The sequence below is a fragment of the Paucibacter sp. Y2R2-4 genome (genome assembly GCF_025717535.1).
GTDB lineage: Bacteria > Pseudomonadota > Gammaproteobacteria > Burkholderiales > Burkholderiaceae_C > Paucibacter_A.
In genome coordinates this window covers 192,422-212,715 of record NZ_JAJIRO010000001.1, presented here as the reverse complement: position 1 = coordinate 212,715, position 20,294 = coordinate 192,422, and the positions used below count along the sequence as shown (strand labels likewise).

At 62.5% G+C, this 20,294-nt stretch carries 15 protein-coding genes; 11 read left to right on the top strand and 4 right to left on the bottom strand.

Annotated features, from left to right (window positions below):
• Positions 1–398: 398 nt before the first annotated feature.
• Together LNV06_RS00825 and LNV06_RS00820 are read right to left on the bottom strand one after the other, a co-directional pair.
• Complete coding sequence (locus tag LNV06_RS00825; protein WP_411970067.1) at positions 399–1,514, bottom strand: chromate transporter; 1,116 nt, start codon at positions 1,512–1,514, stop codon at positions 399–401.
• Between the two features lie 230 nt (positions 1,515–1,744).
• Complete coding sequence (locus tag LNV06_RS00820) at positions 1,745–4,411, bottom strand: TonB-dependent receptor plug domain-containing protein (RefSeq protein WP_263536349.1); 2,667 nt, start codon at positions 4,409–4,411, stop codon at positions 1,745–1,747.
• Positions 4,412–4,976: 565 nt separating this feature from the next.
• Here LNV06_RS00820 and LNV06_RS00815 point away from each other — a divergent pair.
• From LNV06_RS00815 to LNV06_RS00765, 11 genes are all read left to right on the top strand, one after another.
• On the top strand, positions 4,977–5,408 hold the full coding sequence (locus LNV06_RS00815) for a DUF6152 family protein (RefSeq protein WP_263536348.1): 432 nt from the start codon (positions 4,977–4,979) through the stop codon (positions 5,406–5,408).
• A gap of 64 nt (positions 5,409–5,472) precedes the next feature.
• The gene (locus tag LNV06_RS00810; RefSeq protein ID WP_263536347.1) at positions 5,473–6,381 is read left to right on the top strand and encodes a hypothetical protein; all 909 of its coding nucleotides are present in this window, start codon (positions 5,473–5,475) and stop codon (positions 6,379–6,381) included.
• A gap of 14 nt (positions 6,382–6,395) precedes the next feature.
• A complete protein-coding gene (locus tag LNV06_RS00805; protein ID WP_263536346.1) occupies positions 6,396–7,379 on the top strand; it encodes a hypothetical protein in 984 nt (327 codons plus the stop codon).
• Between the two features lie 22 nt (positions 7,380–7,401).
• Positions 7,402–8,361: a hypothetical protein gene (locus LNV06_RS00800; protein WP_263536345.1), complete on the top strand. Its 960-nt coding sequence runs from the start codon at positions 7,402–7,404 to the stop codon at positions 8,359–8,361.
• 572 nt (positions 8,362–8,933) lie between these two features.
• The gene (locus tag LNV06_RS00795) at positions 8,934–9,461 is read left to right on the top strand and encodes a rhodanese-like domain-containing protein (RefSeq protein ID WP_263536344.1); all 528 of its coding nucleotides are present in this window, start codon (positions 8,934–8,936) and stop codon (positions 9,459–9,461) included.
• An 8-nt stretch (positions 9,462–9,469) separates the two neighbouring features.
• Positions 9,470–9,961, top strand: coding sequence for a DUF6644 family protein (locus tag LNV06_RS00790; RefSeq protein WP_263536343.1), 492 nt, complete (start codon positions 9,470–9,472; stop codon positions 9,959–9,961).
• Between the two features lie 18 nt (positions 9,962–9,979).
• Positions 9,980–10,507, top strand: coding sequence for a hypothetical protein (locus tag LNV06_RS00785; protein ID WP_263536342.1), 528 nt, complete (start codon positions 9,980–9,982; stop codon positions 10,505–10,507).
• 53 nt (positions 10,508–10,560) lie between these two features.
• A complete protein-coding gene (locus LNV06_RS00780; protein ID WP_263536341.1) occupies positions 10,561–11,139 on the top strand; it encodes a hypothetical protein in 579 nt (192 codons plus the stop codon).
• 67 nt (positions 11,140–11,206) lie between these two features.
• The gene (locus tag LNV06_RS00775) at positions 11,207–11,782 is read left to right on the top strand and encodes a GlcG/HbpS family heme-binding protein (RefSeq protein WP_263536340.1); all 576 of its coding nucleotides are present in this window, start codon (positions 11,207–11,209) and stop codon (positions 11,780–11,782) included.
• A 5-nt stretch (positions 11,783–11,787) separates the two neighbouring features.
• Entirely contained in the window at positions 11,788–13,998 is a 2,211-nt protein-coding gene (locus LNV06_RS00770; protein ID WP_263536339.1) for a protein-disulfide reductase DsbD family protein, read from the top strand.
• Between the two features lie 68 nt (positions 13,999–14,066).
• Complete coding sequence (locus LNV06_RS00765) at positions 14,067–14,750, top strand: redoxin domain-containing protein (RefSeq protein WP_263536338.1); 684 nt, start codon at positions 14,067–14,069, stop codon at positions 14,748–14,750.
• A 306-nt stretch (positions 14,751–15,056) separates the two neighbouring features.
• Here the strand turns inward: LNV06_RS00765 and LNV06_RS00760 are convergent, their stop codons facing one another.
• Positions 15,057–16,928, bottom strand: coding sequence for a ricin-type beta-trefoil lectin domain protein (locus tag LNV06_RS00760; RefSeq protein WP_263536337.1), 1,872 nt, complete (start codon positions 16,926–16,928; stop codon positions 15,057–15,059).
• 47 nt (positions 16,929–16,975) lie between these two features.
• A complete protein-coding gene (locus tag LNV06_RS00755; protein WP_263536336.1) occupies positions 16,976–20,122 on the bottom strand; it encodes a beta strand repeat-containing protein in 3,147 nt (1,048 codons plus the stop codon).
• Positions 20,123–20,294 lie beyond the last annotated feature (172 nt).

Here is a 20,294-nt window from a genome sequence, read left to right as displayed (position 1 = left end):
AGCGATGCCCACAAGCCGCCATGTCGTTCGACACCACACCGGTGACCTAGTGGCGCGTACGCCCCTGACACCCCACTTCACAACCCGAGCGCAACTGGCCGAAACCGCTGCGGTGGCGGTCGTCAACTTCTCAGATCAAACCCGTGAAGGCTGGTTTCACAATCAGATGGTGGAGTAAGTGTTACTGGAAGAGATCTGCCTCAAAGGAAAGGTAACCGTCCAAAAGGGGACTGATGGCTACTCTTCGGAAGAACGCAAATACAAACATCCTCGGCTTGAGGACTTGGTGAGTTTCGTTCCGGGACTAGCCGAAGCGCTCAGGAACAAAGGGCTCTAAGACGCAAGAGCTAATCCCAACTACCGGTTCTCATACAAATCTTGATCGAACGACCAGCCACTCATCCCACGCGCAAGCCTGGGTATAGAGCCCAGCCGATCAGCGCAGCGAGAAGCACGATCAAGGGCTCGGGGGCTTTTTTGAAGCGCCACAAGATGGCCACGGTGCCCAAGGCCATCGCGGCAGTGAGCCAATCGCTGATGGAGCGTTGCCCGATCACAAGTACCGCGCCTGCAATCGCGCCAATCGCCGCGGCGGTTACGCCGTCAACAAAGGCCACGATGCCCGGGCGCTTGCCGTACTTCTTGAAATACGGTGCAGGCAGGATGGTGAACAAATAGCAAGGAACAAAGGTCGCGACGCCGGCGACGACGGCGCCCCAGAATCCGGCGACCAAGAAGCCGATGAAGGCTGTGGTGATGACCACCGGGCCTGGTGTGATCATGGCCACCGCCACAGCATCCAAGAACTGGCGGTCATTCAACCAGTGGTGTTCTTGCACAACCCCGCTGTAGAGAAAGGGCACGATGGCCAGTCCGCTGCCGAAGACAAAGCTGCCGGCATAAGCGAAAAATGCTCCCAGCTCCAGCAGCTTGGGCCATTCCACCAAACCAAACATCGAAACAGCCAAAACCGGCCCGGCCAAGGCCATGCTGTTGAGCTTGCCCTTGAACTTTGGCCGCGTACGCACCAACCAGACCAGCAGCCCAGAACCCAAGAACACCGACACCAGTTCCGACTCCGTTGCCACGGTGAACGCCGCACTCAGCAAGAAAATGGCCCAGAGCAACTTGTCCTTGCCAAGGTTCTTGCTGCTCAGCTTGTAGGCGCTCATGGCGATGATGCCCATGACCGCGGCGCCGACCCCATAAAAAACGGCTTGCATCCAGCCGATGCCGCCATAGGCAAGGTAGACCGCTCCCAGCGCAATCACCATGCAAAACGAAGGCAGCACAAAGGCCAAACCGACCAAGGTCGCGCCGAGTATGCGGTAGTGAACATAGCCCAGATAAATTGCCAACTGGGCGGCCAGTGGGCCTGGCATCAACTGCGCCAAAGCCAGGCCTTCTTTGTAGTCCTCGTCACTGATCCACCCGCGGCGCTCCACCAGGTCGCGGTACATCATGCCGACGAGCGCCACCGGCCCGCCAAATCCCCAGGTGCCCAAGCCCAGCATATAGACCAGCAACTGGCGCAAGGTATAGGGCAGAGGCTGCGATGCCACTTCTGGGACGCGGATTGATTCATTCAAGGTAGGGGCCTTTTCACACAGACGGCGACTGTTTTCGAAACGGAGGGAGGCTGCAGCTTAGTCGATCGTGTGGCGCCCTCCTCTTAGAGCACTTCCTCTTTGAGTACCTCCCTCAGCCCACCCGTCCTGGCGCCCTCTCCCTGCTCTTTGCCGACTTACAAGCTATAGCTCAGGCCCACCGATACAAAGCGGCCCGAAGCGCCATTCGGCGCGATGAAGGAGTACGGATTGACGCCGCTGGCGCGGTTGCCGTTCACGTACTTCTCGGGGTAGCTGTTGAAGACGTTTTGCACGCCGATGTCGAGCTTGAGTTGCTTGTTGACGGCATAGAAGGCCGCCAGATCCAGATAGGTCTCGGCCTTAAAGTCCTGGTCGATATTGCCGTTCACGGCGGCCGCCCCAGGCACATTGCCGGCGTTGTAGCGGTACTTGCCAAAACGAGTCAGCGTGGCGTCGGTGGTCCAGTCGCCCAGGGCATAGCGAGCGCCCAGTACCAGTTTGTTTTTCGGTACGCCGGTCTCGGCGTCGCGAATACGCGAGGGGCCGACGACAGTTGCGGCCGTGCCGCGCACGTTCACGCTGCTTTTCACATCGCTGATCTTGGTGTCAAGCAGGCTCAGCGCTGCGCTCAGATCCAAGCTGCCGCCCGCCACATCGATGCGGCTGCGTCCGACCAGATCCAAACCATAGGTGCGTGAAGTCCAGCCGTTGTAGTAATACGATGCTGAGACATAACCCGGAAGACCGGCGGCATTGAAGGCGGCGACAGCGGCTGGCCCTTGGATGGTGTCCGTGGTGATGATGACGTCTTTGACCTCCAGGCGATAGAAGTCCAGTGTGAGCGAACTGTTCTTGGCCGGGCGCAGCACCGTGCCCACCGAATAGGTGCGCGATCTTTCGGGCTCCAAAGGTAGCGCGCCAAAGGCTGCAGCCGCTGGATCGTTGGGGCGGAACAAGCGGGTGCCGCCCGGCGCCAGAATGCCAATGCCGTTATTGCTGAAGGAGCCCGTTACCCCGGTAGTCTGCGTGCCCAAGGCCGCGAGGCTGGGCGCATGAAAGCCTGAGCTGACTGTGCCGCGCAGCGCAATCGTCTCGCCGAAGTCATAGCGGCTGTCGAGCTTGAAGGTGTTGGTGTTGCCAAAGTCGGAGTAGTGCTCAAAGCGTCCGGCCAGGCCCAACTGCCAATTCGCTGTCAAGTTGGCATCGACGCTGGCGTAGCCGCCGCGCACCTGGCGGGTGATGGAGTTGGCGTCCTCTGGGCGTATGCCTGAGGTCGAGGCGCCGCTGACCGGAATGCGGGAGCTGTCGCTGGCGAAAGCCGTGCCCGGGTAGAGCGAGCCCACGGTCTTGCCGGCCAGTGGCCCAGCTGTATAGCCGATGGCGTCGCCCAGATCGCCGGTGCGCCAGGTTTCCTTGCGCGCCAGCAGGCCGGCTTGCAGGCCGAGTGGCTTGTCCAGGCTTTCCAGCTTGATCTCACGCTGATAGTCGGCGGTCAGGCTTTGGGTATCGCTCTTCCAGGAGCCGAGATAGAACGAGGTCGGGCTGTTGGCGCCGTAGCTGGGGTTGATGGTGTTGCTGCTGCGGCGTGAGGTCTCATTGCTGCCATGGCTCAGGCCCAGGTCCAATTTGCCAAAAGCGCCCTCCTCCAGACGCACGCCGATGACCGCCGCCAAATCCTTGGCGGTGTAGTCGATCTTGGGCTGGTAGCCATTCGGGTACACCGAGAGCACCGCGTTCTCGCTGATCTTGTCGCCGGCGGTCGCCGTCACGCTGGTGGTGCTGGCCTTCACCACCCGCTCGGGGTTGACGTAGTTGCCGGCCGTCTTGCTGGCGTAGTTCACCCAGCCATAAGCCGCCCAGTGCGGTGCAAGCGCCAGCTCGGCGTTGATCAGTCCGCTCCACTGGTCACGTGAGGACTGGCCCCAAATGCCGTACTTCTTGTCGAAGCTGCTGTTGCGCGGATCGCCATTGGGAAAGAGTTGCCGCCAGTCGGCTTCGCTGCGGTCCACCTGATTGTTTTGCAGGCGGTCCAGGCTGAAATTCAGGAATCCATCGCTGCCCAAGGGCAGACCTTTCCATGCCGTGGCCGTCACGGTGCGGCCACCGCCGTCGCTGTAGCCGCCGCCATGCAGGCTGAGCTTGCCGCCGGTATCGCTGTCGCGCAGCACGATATTCACCACCCCGGCAATCGCGTCCGATCCATATTGGGCCGCCGCGCCATCGCGCAGCACCTCAATGCGCTGCACCGCGCTGACGGGGATGACATTCAAGTCCACCACGGTGGCGGCCGGCCAGGGGTCGGTGCCGGTCAGTTGCGCTGAGGCATTACGCCGCTTGCCGTTCACCAAGACCAGGGTGTAGGCGGGGCTGACGCCGCGCAGCGAGGCGCTACGCACGCCCTGCCCTTTGACTGCGTTTTGCCCTTGCGGAAAGTTAAAAGACGGGTGCAGCTTGGCCAGTGCCTGGTTGATGCTGACCGCGCCGGTCTCAGCAATTTGCTGTGAGCTGAACACATCGACTGGCGCCGAACTGGTCAGCACGGTGGCATCGCCGCGCACTGAACCCAGCACAACCACGCTGTCCAGCACATTGATGCCGGCTTCGCCCGGCTCGCCGCGAAGAGCTGATTCCGGCGTGGCTTTGGTGCTCGCGGCCACTTCATTGGCCAAGACACCATGCGATGCGATGCTGAGCAGGCAGGCTGCAGCCAGCGCCGTATGGCGCCAGCCTCCGAGGCCTGGCGCTGAGCTTGAATTGAGGCTCAGGAGTTGGGCGGGGATCAAACGCGTTAACAGCACGGAGTCGAAAGACGGATGGGACATATCGAAGTTGAGTCGCAGCTAAGTTGAAGAGAAGAGAAAAGACGAATAGAGAAAATGCAAAGCTTTGCGACGTCTTTCGCAGCATTCGTGCCAAGTCGGCTCGAAGCCTTCGCTTCAGAGTGAGCAGCATGTGGCTGTGCAGGGCTCCACAGCGGCTGGGCGGGCTCTTACGGGCCTGGTGAAACGACTTCAGCCCGGATAGTCATTGGCTTTGTTAAGCCCTATCGCGCGATCGCCCTTGCCGCCAACTGTTGCGAAGGCAGCAGTCCATCAGCAGCACGCCTCTGTTTTGGCAACAGTCCAGCGCCAAACAGGTCCTGCGCTCGCTGCGCTTAGTCATCCAGTCGACCGCCTCAAAGGCGCCTCAAACGAGGGCGTGCACAGATGAAAGGCAGCTCAGAAGTCCGAAGGCATCGGTGTTTCGGGGTTGTGGCGTGAAAGCCAGGCGCTGAGCTTCAGCCCAGCCTTCGCACCGCTGCAGAGTTGGCACAGCGTTTGCGTAAGGAAGGACATCCGCGACCGGACTCGCGCCGCCGCACCCCTCACTGCCACTGGAGACGTTTTCATGAACTTGTTCCGCCCTCAATTGCTGAACCGCCGTATCGGTGCCGGCTTGGCCTTGGCCGGCCTTGCGCTCTTGTGCAATACACCGGTGAACGCCCACCATGCGTTTGCCGCGGAGTTTGATGGCGACCAACCGGTCGAACTCAAGGGCCAGGTCACCAAGATCACCTGGGTCAATCCCCACAGCTGGCTGTACGTGGACGTGAAAGACGCCAAGGGCCAGGTCACCAATTGGGGTTTCGAGTTCGGTGCGCCTTTCAGCCTGCAGCAAAAGGGTTTGAGCAAATCTTCTCTGCCTCCTGGCACCGAGGTGGCGATCAAAGGTTTTCGCTCCAAGAACGGCAAACCTTTTGCCTACGCCAGTGTGGTGACCCTGGGTGATGGCCGCACTTTCCAAACCGGCGGCGCGCCCGATGTGCCGGCCGTGCCCTGAATTCGGCCTGAGTTAGGCCTCATTCAGCCCTGCGCCTGCCCTCATTTTTGCGGAGACCTCATTCTTGAAACCCAATGTTCTGAATCCTCTCGTCCGACTTGCCCCGCTCACCCAGACTCGTATCCACGCCCTGAGCTTGGCGCTGCTCGGAGCCTTCTTCTTGGCGGGCGTGAGCTCGTCCATGGCGGCAGAGGCAAGTGCCACTCCACCTAAAGCGACGGCCAAGCCTGCCTCCAAGGCCGCGAGCAAGAAGCAAGACCTCAACAAGATTCCACGCGCGGCCAATGGCCGGCCGGACTTCTCAGGTATCTGGCAGACCACCAGCGCCGCCGAATTCGACCTCGAGCCGCATGCCGGTCGGCCAGACGCCCCACCCGGCCCCGGCGTGGTGGAGGGCCATTACCTGCCCTATCTGCCCTCGGCCTTGGCGCAGCGCAAACAGAACTTCGAGAATCGACTGAGTGAAGATCCGCGCTTGAAGTGCTACACCCCAGGTGTGCCGCGCAGTGTCTACACGCCCGAGCCTTTCCAGATTTTTCAGCGTGATCGTGACCTGACCCTGGTTCATCAATTCGGTCACACGGTGCGCACCATCCACACCAACAACACCGATCACCCCAAGGAGCCGAATGACTGGTGGCTGGGCGACTCGCGCGCTCGTTGGGAAGGCGACACCCTGGTAGTGGATGTGAAACATTTCAACGACGGCACCTGGCTGGACCGCGCCGGTAACTTCCACAGCGACGCCCTGCATGTGGTGGAGCGCTGGACCTTTTTGGATGCCAACACGCTGGAATACAAGGCCCGTGTGGCGGATGAAAAAGTCTTCAGCCGGCCTTGGGAGCTGAGCGTGCTGCTGCACCGTCATCGGGAGAAGAACTTTCAGTTGATCGAGAACTACTGCTTCACCCACGCATACGACGCCTACTACCCACCCAAGCCGCCGGCCGCCGCCAGCGCTGCCGCACAGTGAAGGGGGTGACGAGCATGTCGCAAGCCCTGAACTCCGCGCCCGTCTGGCGCGCCTCGGCCCTTGCTGTGGCGGCATTGGCGACTTTGGCCGCTTCGCTGGCCCCGGCGAGCAGCCAGGCCCAACCCGCACCGGCCGGTGGTCAGTGGGAGACACGCATCGCGGTGATTGCGTCCGGCCCATGGAAAGGCCCGCGCTTGCCCGATGGCCAGCCTGATGTGCAAGGTCATTGGTCCAACACGGTGGCCAACCACAACAACTGGACCGACCCGCAAGGCGGCGTGCCCGGCGCGCCGGTGCGCAACAACCCGAATATTCGGCCGCTGCCACCGCGTGAGCAGCGCGCGCCCAGCCGGGTCAGCGACCCGGCTGATGGTGAGGTGCCCTTCCAACCCTGGGCACGTGCCGCGCAGCAAGAGTTCTTGAAGAACTTTCATAACCCGACGCAGCCTCAGTACATCGAGCCGCTGGCTCGTTGCGCGCCGGGCGGTGTGCCCAAGAGCTTCATCTGGCATGGCTACGAGATTCGCCAATACCCAGGTTATGTGCTGATCTTGTTCAACTCGGGCACCCGCATCATCCATCTGGACGGCAAGCCGCATCTGCCCGACAGCGTCAAGCTCTGGAATGCCGATTCGCGCGGCCACTGGGAAGGCAATACCTTGGTGGTGGATGTGCGCAACAACAATAGCAAAGCGCTGTTCGGCCGCACTGGCGAGTTCGCCAGCGAGAACGTGCAGATCACCGAGCGCTTCGTCTTTGCGCCGGATGGCAAACGCTACAACTATGTGGCCACCTTCACCGACCCGAGCGTCTACACCCGCCCCTGGACGGCCACCATCCCGGCGCGTCGCTACACCGTGGACGACGCACCGAACGGCTGGCATTTCGAGGCCTCCTTGGCCACCCATGCCGGCAAGGAGCCGATCTTGGAACGCGAGGAACGCATCTGCCATGAGAACAACGGAGGCTTCGGCAATGTCGCAACGCAGCGCAAATAGACCGTTTGGGGCTGCACGGCCCTTGGGTCCGCGCCTGTTGATGATCTGCCTGGCCTTGGGCAGCCTAGGTAGCTTGAGCAGCAGTCTGAGCCTGGCGCAAAACGCGCCGGGCAACGGCGGACTGCGTCGCGAAAGCAGCTTCCCGGCAATTGCCGAGCAAGCCTGGACCGGCGCGCGCTTGGCCGATGGGCAACCCGATGTGCAAGGCCATTGGTCCAACACGATTGGCAACCACAGCAACTTCACCGACCCGCAAGGGCGCCAGCCTGGCGCGGCCGAGCGGGCCAGGCCGGAGCGCGCTGCTGAGCGGCCGCGCAGCGAGCGCGCGCCCAGTCGAGTCAGCGATCCGGCCGATGGCCAGGTGCCCTTCCTGCCCTGGGCTCGCGAGGCGCAGCAAGACTTTGCCGCCAACTTCGCCAACCCCAAGCAGCCTCAGTACATCGAGCCCTTGGCGCGTTGTGCCCCGGGCGGCGTGCCCAAGAGCTTCATGTGGCATGGTTTCGAGATCCGCCAGTACCCGGGCTATGTCTTGTTCTTGTTCGACTCGGGCTCGCGCATCGTGCATTTGGATGACAAGCCGCATCTGCCGGACAACATCAAGCTCTGGAACGCGGGTTCACGGGGACATTGGGAAGGCAACACCTTGGTGGTCGATGTGCGCAATAGCAATGGTAAAGCCTTGTTCGGCCGCACCGGCGAATTCAGCGGCGAGAACACCCAGGTGGCTGAACGTTATGTTTTTGCTCCGAATGGTCAGCGCTTCAACTACATCGCCACCTTCACCGACCCCAGCATCTACAGCCGCCCCTGGACGGCCACCATCCCGGTGCGGCGCTACACCGAGGCCGATGCGCCCGACGGCTGGCATTTTCAGACCACGCTGGCCAATCATGCCGGCAGCGAACGCATCATCGAACGTGAAGAGCGTATCTGCCATGAGAACAACGGAGGTTTTGGCGGGGTGGCTACGGCGCGTCGCTGAGTCAGGGCCCATCAATCGGGTCCAGCAGGTCTTCTAAACAATCCACGTGCCCTGTGTGCGTGACCGAGTACAAGCCAGATGCGGTGGCTGTGTTTGCGGCGGCTTTTAATGCATGCCGCCGCATCTGGTCTTGTGCCTTTGCAGGTCGATCCCGTCTTGGGGTCGGCCTATTTTTTTGCCCAATCGCTGGAGGACTGGCGGCTCGATGAGAGTTGGCTACACCGCTGTACCGGAGCCGCCAGTGCCTTGTTGCTGCGCTGTTGCCAATTCAACAGCCAGAAGCGGCTTTGCGGCCTTTGCCAAAAGACCGGGCCATGGCGAGCGCAAGCCCACCCCCAAAAAACAGGCCTGAAATCAAGCGCTTAGGGCTTGGGAGCCCCTTGAGCAGCGGGGACGACTGAAGAACAAGGCGACTCGAAAAAGCTGGCACAGAAGCTGCAAACAGATCAAGCGTGTGTTGGCTTTGCAAGCGCCTGACTCCAGGCGAGGTCAAAGCGATGCCCAAGCTGTTTGCTCCACCCACCGAGCTGAAGGCCTTGAGTGCCTGAGCTTCACAAGAAAAGGAACCTCCCATGAACCGCCGAACCGCTCCTCTTGCCAGCACCACATTCCTCAGTACCCTTTTGATCAGCCTGAGCGCTTTGAGCCTGAGCTTGAGCAGCAGCACCGTGTCAGCCCAGGCGACTCAGCCAGGCGCCGCGCCAGCAGCGCCCGTCTACAAAGCTAAGTCGCCCAAGCTCAGCCGCGCTGAACTGGATGCCTTGCTGGCCAAGCCAGACCAGGTGGTGATCATTGACGTGCGTCGACCCGACGAACTCAGCAGCATTGGCGGCTTTCCTGCTTATCTGAGCATCCAGAGCAAGGAGCTGGAGAAGAACCTAGGTTTTGTGCCGCGTGACCGCGCCATCGTGACCGTCTCCAACCACGCCGGTCGCGCCGGTGCCGCCGCAGATCTCTTGGCCAGCAAGGGCTTCAAAGTGGCCGGTGCCGTGGGCGCACAAGACTATGAGGCCGAAGGCGGCAGCTTGGTCAAGGTGAGCCCGCCGCCACCGCGCACCGCGACCGCTCCTGCCGCCGCGGCCACCAACGCTTCACTCTGAGGTCCAGCATGTCGCAACTGCTTGCATGGGCCGAGGCCATTGAACAAAGTCGCGTTGGCTTGGCCCTGGCCGAATCAGCGCTCGCCTTTCCGTTGATTGAGGGCGCCCACCTGCTCGGCTTGGCCCTGTCCTTTGGCCTCTTGGCCATTGCCGACCTCCGTTTGCTCGGCCTGCTGCTGCGCCAAGTGCCGGCGCATCAAGTGCTGCGGCAGTTGCGACCCTGGATCTTCGGCGGCTTCGCCCTGACCTTCATCACCGGCGGACTCTTGTTCTGGTCAGAGGCTGCCAAGATTTTGTTCAACCCCGCCTTTGTGGCCAAGCTGGTGCTGACGGTGCTGGCCTTGGCCAATGCCCTGGTGTTTGAGACCCGACTGGCACCGCGCGCCATCGAATGGGGTCAGGCCTTGCGTCTGCCCACGCCGGTGCGCCTGGCGGGCCTGGCCTCGCTGACGCTGTGGAGCGGTGTGCTGATCACCGGCCGCTTGATCCCCTATCTCTGACGTCCTGGAGTCCGATTCATGAGTCTGAATTCCGTATTGCAAGCCGTACAAGACAGCCCGGTGGGCCAGTTGCTGCGCGGCTCCGACCCCTTGGTGGTGATCGCTTTTCAATTGCTGCACATCATTGGCCTGTTGGTCTTGCTGACCGCCGTGCTCTTGCTGACCTTGCGCTTGTTCAATCTGGGCCTGCGCCAGCAAAGCCCGCAAGAGGTGGCCCAGTTGGCTCGACCTTTGCAGCGCCATGGCTTGCTCACCGTGGTGATCAGTGGCGCCGCGATGTTTGTGTCCAACGCCGTGGTCTATGCGGCCAACCCTGCCCTGCAATTGAAGCTGCTTTTGCTACTGCTGGCCGTGGGCTTGCAAGCGAGCTTGACGCATCTGTTGCTGAAGGGCCCCGTGGGTGCAGAGAAGCCGGCTACTGCAGAGTCGGAGCAGCCTGCCCATGACCTGCAAAGCTTGCCCGCGCTGGCCCGTGTTGGCGCCCTGGCTTCTTTGCTGCTGTGGACCGGCACCGGTCTGGCCGGGCGCGCGATTGGGTTCATCTGATGCAAGTGCCTGCGTTGAAGTTGCGATCCGCCGCCCTGCCGTTGCTTCTTTGCATGAGCTTGAGTCTGGTGGCCTGCCACCCGGAGCCCAAGGCCAGCCCAACCGTTCAAGGCTCGCCAGGTCCTCAGGTCAAAGCCAGCATTCAAGAGCTGATGCAGAGCCTGGTCGACCCCTCGGCCGATGCCTTGTGGGAAGCCGTGGCCACCGAGGTCAGCGCCAAGGGCGAGGTGCAACATGCTCCGGCCGATGACGCCGAGTGGCTGGCCTTGCGCCAGCACGCGCTGCGCCTGATCGAATCAGCGAATCTGCTGGCTATGCCGGGGCGCGCGGTGGCACAAGCCGGTGTGCGCTTGGAAGACCACGAGGTGCCTGGCATTTCCTCGCCCGAGCAGATCGAGGCGGCCATTGCCAAAGACCCGGCGGCCTTCGCCGCTGCCGCCGCCAAGCTGCAGCACACCGGCTTGCAAGCTTTAGCGGCGATTGATGCGCGCGATGCTCAGCGACTGTTCGCCATTGGTGAGCGCATCGACCAAGCCTGTGAGCAATGCCACAGCCGCTACTGGTACCCCGGCGCGAAGACGCCGCAATGGCCGGCCCCCATTCAAACGCCTGCGGCCAGCGTATCGCGTTGATCGCCTGGCCTGGTCGCACCCTGAAAGCTTCTTCCGTCCTTTTCCCCACTATTTCTTTGAGATTCTTATGGCTTCCAAGAACCTGTTCGCCCCTGCCCTGCTGAGCCTTGGCGCAGTCTGTTTTGTCGCGAGTCCTGCTGGTGCCCAGACGCCTGCCGCCGCTACTGCTGCAGGAACGCCTGCTGCTCCTGTTGCAGCAGCCTCCGCGCCCCCACCGGTGCCGCCGGCACGAGGCCCCGCCTTCGCCGAGGCTTTGGAGCTGGCTCGCGTGGCCTTGCAGAGTTGCAGCGATCGCCAGCAGCGCATTGCGGTGAGCGTGCTCGACTCCGCAGGGGTTCACAAAGTGCTGCTCGCGGCGGACGGCGCTTCGGCGCGCGGTGTTCAGTCCAGCACCAACAAAGCCTTGACGGCTTTGCAATTCAAAGCCGCCACCAGCGCCTTGGGCGAGCAAGCCAAGTCTGACAAGGCCCTGGGCGATCAGCTGGCCGCCAACCCGGCTCTGAACGCTCGCGCCGGCGGCATCGTCTTGCGCGTGGGCGAGCAAATCATCGGCGCCGTGGGCGTCGGCGGCGCACGGGGTTCTGAGAACGACGAGGCCTGCGCTTTGGCCGGCCTCGCCGCGGTTCAATCCCGTTTGAAGTGATGCGCATGGGTTTCGGCCTCGGCGTCGGCGTCGGCTTCAGCTTTAGGCGCTTGCTCGCCATGATCGGCGTTCTGCTCGTCGCTAGCGGTCTGCAGGCGGTAAGTGCCGCGCCGCCGCCTGCCGCAGGCAGCGAGGAGGTCCAGCTTCGCCTGCTCAGCAGCCACCGGGTGCTGCAGCCGGGCCAAACCGTTCATCTGCTGCTGCGCCAGACCATTGCGCCGCATTGGCACACTTATTGGTTGAACCCGGGCGACTCGGGCCAAGCCACGCGCATCGAGTGGCGCCTGCCCGAGGGGGTTCAAGCCTCTGAGCTGCAATGGCCCGCGCCGCAACGCTTCAGCCTGGGGCCCGTCAGCAATTACGGTTATGCCGATCAGGTGGACCTGATCACCGAAATTCGCCTGCCTGCCAACTGGCCCCAGAACCGGGCCCTGCAGCTGCAAGCACAGGTGTCTTGGCTGGTCTGCAAAGACATCTGCTTGCCGCAAGAGGCTGAATTGTCCATCGCGCTGCCGGTGCAAGCCCGGGCTCAAGCAGATGCCGAAGGCCAAGCCGCTTTGACGCTGGCGCAGGCGCGTTTGCCCAAGACCGCCCCTTGGCCACTGAGCCTGCACTCTGAGGGTTCTCAATTGCTGCTGCGCTGGCCGGTGCAAGAGGCTTCCGGCAAAGACGCACCGCAGGCGGAGTTCTTCGCTGAGCAATGGGGGCCGCTGCAACACAATGCGCCGCAAGAGCTGCGTCGTCAAAGCCAGCAATGGCAGCTCAAGCTCACTCCAGGTGAAGCCCCGCTGAAGGCGGCCCAGCCGCTGCGCGGTGTGCTGGTCTTAACCCAAGCCGGCGCACGTCAGGCCTACCAGATCGAGGTACCACTGGCTTCGGCGCCGCTGCCTTCAAGAGCCTCAGCGACATCTGCACCGCTGGACTTGGGGCTGCCCTTGGCCTTGCTGCTGGCGCTAGCCGGTGGTTTGATCCTGAATCTGATGCCCTGCGTCTTCCCGGTGCTGTCCATCAAGGCCTTGTCGCTCTTGGGCCAGGCCCATGGCGACCCCGCTCAGGCTCGGCGTCATGGCATGGCCTATAGCGCGGGGGTGCTACTCAGCTTTGCGCTGCTGGCGGCGGTCTTGATCGGTTTGCGGGCCGCCGGCGCCGAGGTCGGCTGGGGCTTTCAGTTCCAGTCACCTTTGTTTGTGCTGGGCGTGGCCTGGCTTTTGTTCGGCCTGGGCTTGAGTCTCTCGGGCTTGCTGGAACTGGGCGGAGGCATTGCCGGACTGGGCCAGGAGCTGGCAGCCAAGGAGGGCTATGCCGGTAGTTTCTTCAGCGGCGTGCTGGCGGCCGTGGTGGCCACGCCTTGCACGGCACCTTTTATGGGTGCGGCCATGGCTTACGCCCTGAGCCAGTCGGCGCCGGTGCTCTTGGCGGTGTTGCTGAGCCTGGGCTTGGGCCTGGCCCTGCCCTATCTGGTCTTGAGCAACTGGCCGGCTTTGCAAGCCCGCCTGCCGAGCCCCGGGGCTTGGATGGAGCGGCTCAAACAGGGCTTTGCCTTCCCTATGTATGGCGCGGCGATCTGGCTGGTCTGGGTGCTGGCCCAACAAGGCGGCCCCAGTGCCGTGCTGCTGAGTTTGAGCGGTATGGCTTTGCTGGCCCTGGCGGCCTGGCTGCATCGCATCGCTCGGGAGATTCGCCCGGGAAAGGGCCGGCGCCTGACGCAGCTCGCAACGGTGTTGAGCCTGGGCGTCGTGGTGGGCCTGGCCTTTTTGCAGTCGAGCGCCTTGCCTGAGGGCAGCGGCTCGCCGTCCTCGCTCGCCCAGCAGACACCGCAGACCCCACAAGCGACCTTCGAACCCTACACGCCGGAGCGCCTGAGTGAGCTGCGGGCCCAAGGCAAGCCGGTCTTCGTCAATCTGACGGCCGCCTGGTGCATCAGTTGCCTGGTGAACGAGAAAGTGGCGCTCAGCCAGGCCAGCGTGCATCAGGCCTTTGCTCGCGAAGGCGTGGTCTATCTGAAGGGCGATTGGACCCGCAAAGACCCGCGCATCTCGGCCTTGCTGGCCGAGCATGGCCGCAGCGGCGTGCCCTTGTATCTGTTCTATCCCGCAGGCCTGAGCTCATCACCTCAGGTTCTGCCGCAGTTGCTGACCCCAGGCTTGGTCTTGCAAGCCCTGGAGGATGCAAAAAAAGGCGCGCCTCCAGCCAAGCCCAGCGCGGGCGAGGCTTGAAAGAACGCCTTTGATTTTTCCGCTCTCTATCCCTATCCCTAGCCATCATCAATCAAGGAGCTGTTGTTGTGAATCGAATCAAGTCATCTCCACTCACAGTGGCCGCAGGCCGCCGCCAGTTTGCACGCGCCGCCGGCGGCCTCGGCCTAGCCCTGGGTCTGCTGGGCACGCCGCTGCTCAGCCAGGCCCAGTCCGGCAGCAACGCGGCCACGGTGGACCAAGCCGCCCCGGCCTTCACCGCCACCACGGCCGAGGGCCGCAGCCTCTCCTTGAGCAGCCTGCGCGGCAAGACCGTGGTGCTGGAATGGACCAATCATGAGTGCCCCTACGTCAAGAAGCACTACGGCAGCGGCAATCTGCAAGCCCTGCAAAAAGACGCCACCGGCCAAGGTGTGGTCTGGTTGCAAGTGATTTCCTCGGCGCCTGGCAAGCAAGGCTTTGTGGACGGCCCCACGGCCCTCAAGGTCAACACCGAGCGTGGTGCTGCGCCCACCGCCACACTCCTGGACCCGACCGGCCAGCTGGGCAAGCTCTACGGCGCCCAAACCTCGCCGCATCTCTACATCATCAATCCCGACGGACAGCTGGTCTACAAGGGCGGCATTGACAGCATCGCCTCCAACAAGGTGGAAGACGTGGCCAAGGCCGACAACTATGTGCGCTTGGCCCTGAAGGATCTGGCCGCTGGCAAGAAGCCCACGCAAGCCACGACCAAGCCCTACGGGTGCTCGATCAAGTACGCCGACGCTTGAGCCGCGATCGAGCTACTGCCTAAGGCCTACCTAAGCGCCTAAGTCGTCCTTGCACTTGGGCGCTTAGTTGGCGGGTCAGATGGCGCTCAGATGGCGATTCTGAAGCGCTGCCACTCAGCTCAATCTGCCAGTCCAACAAGCTCAGGTCACTCAGATGTCCAGAACGAGCGACAGCAAGGCGCCCCTTGCTATCGCCCAAGGTAAGAGGACTGATCAGAGTCACTCCCGGCTGGATGCCTAAGCGTCCGCTCGGTCATCACCGGACATGCGCTGGGCAAAGGCTCGATTGACGGTTTCACCCCACAATCAGGGCATTGCGGTGTGATCCATGCAAGGCGGCTTGGCAAAGGCGTCCATGACGCCGGTGATGCCGGTTGGGTCTATCGTCGTGATGATGAGGGTGTTGAGGTCCAGCAGCAGATCGGAGATGTAGTAGAGCAAATTCCGTGCGGCCCATTCCCGGGCGATGTGCTGGTAGTCGGGCGAGCCTTTACCGTATTTGCGGGCGATCTGAGCTTCAATCTCGACGCTGGAAATGCCCGCCAGATCGTTTTGAGCCGCCAGCAAAAATTTTTCGATGTTCTCGGACAGGAGGAGCAAGGCATCCGCCAAGTCGTCTGCCGTCTTCGCCGCCTCTACGGCCTCCTTGGCCGTCATCACCCCAACCTTCACCTCCCCCGCAGCGCCGGCCGTGGCGAAGCTGGCGAACATGATGGCCGTGCTCACCACCATATTGCTGATGGTGCTGGCGCATTGGTTGGCATTGCTGGCGCAGGCGGCCACGCCGCAGTCGGCAATCCCGGCGGCGCAGCGTTGATTGCAGTTGCTGGCATTGCACTGATAGCCCGAGCGCGGGTTCTCGTAGCACAGGCCGGCTTGCAAGACGCGATTGGACTTGCAGGAATTGGCCGCTTTGCCCGCACCATTGCCGTAGGAGGCCTTCTTGAGCCAGCAAACCCCGGCCACATTGGTATAGCCGTCGCGACAGTGAAGGAGGCCGGCACCGTAGGACAGCGACTGATCGCTCCAGCACACCGGCCCAACGCCGTGATAGCCGCTGCGGCAATTGCTGTAGCACAGCCCACCGTCCTTGTACTGGCCATCGGCGCAGTCGGGCAAGATGCCGGCGCCACGGTCATAGGGCTTGGTCTTGTAGCAAAACGGGGTGGTGCTGATCGAGGTTTCGCGCTGAATCCAGTTGACCACGGTGTTGACCTGGCCCGAACTCAAAGTCTGCTTGGGCACATAGGTGGTGGGCTTTCTGGGCACGCCGGCGGGCCAGTTGCCGGCCACGATGGTGCTGGTGCTCCAGTACTGCGACAGCTTGCCGGCCTCGCAGTTTTGCAGTTCGACGCCCGTGCCGCTCTTGGCCAACTCCAGACACAAGCCGATGCTGCCGGTGCTGCTCGACACGATGCTGGCATTGGGACCGCGCTTCCACAACTGATTGGCGCCGGGAGGCACGCCGGTGTCGCCGCAAGCGCCTAAGCCAACCGCCGAGCCCAGCCCGCCTGTCGTGCTCAGGCAATAACCATTCAAAACGACGGCGCCTTGGTTGGTGAACTGAAAGTACTCGGTCTTTGCTCCCAGCGTGCAGGCCGCAACGCTCAACTTGATGGCGGCCAGCGGGGCGCTGAAGTCGCTTTGCTGCAGGCAGTTCCTGGCGCTGCTCTTGACTTGCGTCTTGCCAGGCTCGGGCTGCCCGACCGGCAAAGGATTGGCGAGCGTCCACTGTTGATTGGCCGCGCTGGCCGAGCATTGTGCAAGCTCGGCGCGCAGCGTCCCCGATACAGGCACCGATAGGGGCCGCGACAAACACATCGTCGTCAAGGCCCTCGACTCGCTCAGTTGCAGGCGGTTACCACCGGGCCGGCTCCAGTAGGTGCTCGCATTGCCGGTGGCTAGCGTGTTGCTGAAGCCAATCGAATGGCTGGCGAATAAATTGCCCTGCAAATACCGCTTGCCTTCGCTGGAGTCCAGGTAGACCGTCCCGTCGGCCCCGAAGACGAAGCGCTGCTCGGCCCCACCGCAGGGGCTGAGGACGGCGTTGCTGTCCAGGCATTTGCCAGCACCGCTGCCGACGCTGCCGACGATGTTGTAAGACGTTTCGGCAGCCCGAGCCGAGGCCAAGGCGCCTAGGGCTGCAAGCGTGATGATGAGACGAGAGAACCAGTTCATGGTGATAGCTCCGATGAATGCTGCGGCGGGCTTTTGTGCACAGATGCTCAGGCGCTCGCGCTCGCGCTAAAGCGCTTGCGCCAAGCCAACAGGCTCAGACCCGCCAACATCAGCGCATAGCTCCGTGGTTCAGGCACCGCGGTCACCCAAACTTCGCCCGTGGTGTAGAGCTGGCTGTAGTCCAGCTGCGTGCCGGCGGCGAGTTTGAAACCGGTCGCATCGATGGTGTTGAAGCTGCCGCTGACCGATCCCCAGTCCAGCAGATCAAAGCTCTGGCCGGCCTGCGCTTCAAAGCCGTTCCAAGACGTCAGAACCAACTTGCCGCCGAGCTTGAACTTGCCACCCACCACCAATTTGTCATAGCTGCTATCCACCAGCGGCGAACCTTCGTCGCAACGCTCCGCCGTGCAGGCATGGATGCCGCCGATCTCGGCCTCGTAGAAATTGCTGGCGGAGAAGGTCACCTGGCCCTGGATATAGCCATAGCCGGGCGAGTTGCCCACGCTCAAGCCGCCCTCGTAGAACATCTTGCCGTCACCGTTGATGTTGGCGCCACCGCGCTGTTTGACCTCGGCTGCGAAGGTGGCCACCGAGCCTTCGGAGACCCGCAACTCGGCGTCCTTTTTCACTTCCACCTTGCCGTAGAAGGTGGTGTTGCTATTGCCCGAGAGAATGATCTGGCTCGCCGCCAGCGCCTGCACATCCGAGTACACCGCCGATACACCGCCACTCATCAGCACCAGCCCCTTGTTGCTCAGCATTCCGCTGCGGATATCGCCGTAGCCGCTGATCGAGCCGCCCAGGTCGTTGGTCAGCGCGAAGCCGCCGTTGTCCAGCGTGCCACCCGAGAGCTGGATCTTGCCGGCATTGGGCGTCATGCCCTTGGCGGCAAAGATCGTCGCATCGCGGCTGGCCGAGACGATGCCGCTGCCGGTATTGCTCAGCATGCTGCTCAAGGTCAGCGTGCCGCCCTTGGCATTGATGGTGCCGAGATTGTTGATGCTGTTGCTGATCTGCCCCAGACCCTCAATGCGGCCCGAGTTGGTGACGGTGCTGCCGGTGACGCTGGCGTCAATCGAGTTCAGCAGAAGTTGGCCGCTATTTTTAAGCTCATAGGTCAGCGCAAAAGTGCCGCCCTGCACGATCAAGCGCCCGTCGTTCTGAAACGGCACGCTGAACAAACCATTGCCGGTGACGGTGCCGCCTGCCGCGTTGACGAAGCTGCCACCCTTGGCACCTGCCGCGTCGATCTTGGCGCTGTCAAAATTCATCGAGCCCCGGTTGGTCAGCGCCGTGTCGCGCAGGGTCAGCGTTTTGCCTTTTTGGATACTCCAGGAGCCGATGTTTTCATTCGAGCCGCTATTGGCGAGTTCCAGGAAGCCGGTCTGCTCGAAATATCCGTTATTCCTAAAGCCGCCTGCCCCCGCGATCGTGCCCGAGCCCAGCATCTCCGCGTTATTGAGCAGCGCACCTTCGATGCGGCCGCCGGCGAGGGTCAGGCTGCCTTGGTTGCTGATGTTTGCTGCGCTCAAGTTGCTGAAGCTGCTGACGGTGGCGGCGCCCTGCGCGTCGATCACAAAACTCAGGGCCTGCAGATTGCCGCCGCTCAGCCCTAAGCTGTAGCCGGGGCTGACGCGGATTTCGCCGTCGCCCTTGAGCGTCTTGCCGGCCGTGATCAGTGGCGCGCCGCCCAAGAAGGCGATGTCGCTGGACTTGATATTGCCGCTGAAATTGAGCGTACCTGACTCCCAGTTCAGGGCTCCGCCCAAGCCCAAGCTGCCCACCTTCAGCGTGCCTCCCTGCAAATTGACGGTGCCCAGATTGCCGATCACCAACTGCCCGGCGTCGACCAGGCCGCCGCTCAAGACATCCAAGCGGCCGGCGCCGGCGGAGCCCACGTCAAGCAGGTGGGCAACGCTCAAGGTGGACCCGCTCCCGCCTACCGAAGCCACAAAGCTGGCGTCTCCGAGCTGGCCTATGCTCATCTGGTTCTTGACTTGAAAGACGGCGCCCATGGAGATGTTCAGGAGGCCCGCGTTAGCGTAGGCACTGTTGGTCGTCACTCTGGAGCCAAGGCCGTTTACTTCGAGCACGCCAAAGCCGTCTGAGCCGGCTTCGCCGATAAACAGGCCATTGCCAATATCGGCGCCGGCGCCATTGCTGACTTGCAGCAGGCCGTTGCCGACGTTGCCGATATAGAGGCCTTGATCCACTTTGAAAAGCGAATTCGCATCCTTCACCGTCACACTGGCGTCCGAGTTCGCGCCGCGGATACCAAAATTTCCGCTGCCCGTGAATTTTCCGCCGGCCGAGATGCTGGCGGAGCCGTTGTACAAAATCGTGCTGCCGGTGCTGAAGCTCGAACCAACGCCGGCCACCGTCAGGGCGCCACTGCCGTTTTTGCCCATGTACAAGTTCTTGCTGGAGGCGCTGGCGCCGGTGTCGATCAGCAAGGTGCCGGTGCCGACGTCGCCCAGCTTCAGGTCGGTGCCAACAATAAAGCTGCTGTCCTTGTCGTGCACATTGATGATGCCGCTGCTGGACGGAGAAACGCCGCCGACAATGACTTCGGTTCCGGTGCTGTGGCTGCTGCCGGAATTGATCGTCAAGCTGACGGTCGAATTGGCGGCGTAGCCGATGGCGGTGGCGGCGAGTTGCTTGTAGGCGACTTTGTTGTTCAGGGTCAGATCATGTTGTTGGTCCATGCCCCCGGTGATGCTCATGCCGGCCGTGCCACCGTCCCAGGTCTGGTTCGCGCTGATGACGAAGCCCGCCGTACTGCCCCAATCGAAGACCTGCACATTGCTGCTTTTGTTGACGATGCCGTTGGTGAGCCCGATGTTGTTGCCCACACCCTGCAGCGTGTAGGCACTCGCACCGGTCTCGAAGGAAATTTGGTTGTAGACGCGGTAGCTCAGATCATGGACGACCGTCGTGAAGGCCGAGCTGCCGAAGTGCAAAATGTCCCCTGCGGCAGGCTGGGTGTTTTGGTTCCAGTTCTGGCCGACGCTCATGCGTCCCGACAGCCCGCCGGACACCGTGCCGCCCTTCCAGGTCAGATCGGCCGCAGCGGCCAGGCCCGCGCTGCAAAGCGCGGCAATGGCCAAGCACAGCGGCAATGGGCGCGGCCGGCGGGCGGCTCTGGGCTGCCGCGACGTAGCTGACTGACGAAGAGGCGATGCTGGCTTGTTCATGTTGATTCCCTGGGTGGCAATGGTTTGATGGGCGGCCCGGCCGCCGTGTTGAAAAGGCGGGGCAGCCCACACGGTTTCAACGAGCGCGAGTTTCTAATCTCGCAACTGCACGCACAATCGGACCTTGGACCCAAGACTTGGTCTCGGGACCTACCCAGCCCCTGCGCCGACT

What these genes read in the sequence shown, in the direction of transcription:
- LNV06_RS00825 (WP_411970067.1), bottom strand. Translation starts at nt 1,514, where the DNA reads ATGCTGGGCTTGGGCACCTGGGGATTTGGCGGGCCGGTGGCGCTCGTC.
- LNV06_RS00795 (WP_263536344.1), top strand. Translation starts at nt 8,934, where the DNA reads ATGAACCGCCGAACCGCTCCTCTTGCCAGCACCACATTCCTCAGTACC.
- LNV06_RS00805 (WP_263536346.1), top strand. Translation starts at nt 6,396, where the DNA reads ATGTCGCAAGCCCTGAACTCCGCGCCCGTCTGGCGCGCCTCGGCCCTT.
- LNV06_RS00790 (WP_263536343.1), top strand. Translation starts at nt 9,470, where the DNA reads ATGTCGCAACTGCTTGCATGGGCCGAGGCCATTGAACAAAGTCGCGTT.
- LNV06_RS00785 (WP_263536342.1), top strand. Translation starts at nt 9,980, where the DNA reads ATGAGTCTGAATTCCGTATTGCAAGCCGTACAAGACAGCCCGGTGGGC.
- LNV06_RS00755 (WP_263536336.1), bottom strand. Translation starts at nt 20,122, where the DNA reads ATGAACAAGCCAGCATCGCCTCTTCGTCAGTCAGCTACGTCGCGGCAG.
- LNV06_RS00770 (WP_263536339.1), top strand. Translation starts at nt 11,788, where the DNA reads ATGGGTTTCGGCCTCGGCGTCGGCGTCGGCTTCAGCTTTAGGCGCTTG.
- LNV06_RS00775 (WP_263536340.1), top strand. Translation starts at nt 11,207, where the DNA reads ATGGCTTCCAAGAACCTGTTCGCCCCTGCCCTGCTGAGCCTTGGCGCA.
- LNV06_RS00815 (WP_263536348.1), top strand. Translation starts at nt 4,977, where the DNA reads ATGAACTTGTTCCGCCCTCAATTGCTGAACCGCCGTATCGGTGCCGGC.
- LNV06_RS00760 (WP_263536337.1), bottom strand. Translation starts at nt 16,928, where the DNA reads ATGAACTGGTTCTCTCGTCTCATCATCACGCTTGCAGCCCTAGGCGCC.
- LNV06_RS00780 (WP_263536341.1), top strand. Translation starts at nt 10,561, where the DNA reads ATGAGCTTGAGTCTGGTGGCCTGCCACCCGGAGCCCAAGGCCAGCCCA.
- LNV06_RS00820 (WP_263536349.1), bottom strand. Translation starts at nt 4,411, where the DNA reads ATGTCCCATCCGTCTTTCGACTCCGTGCTGTTAACGCGTTTGATCCCC.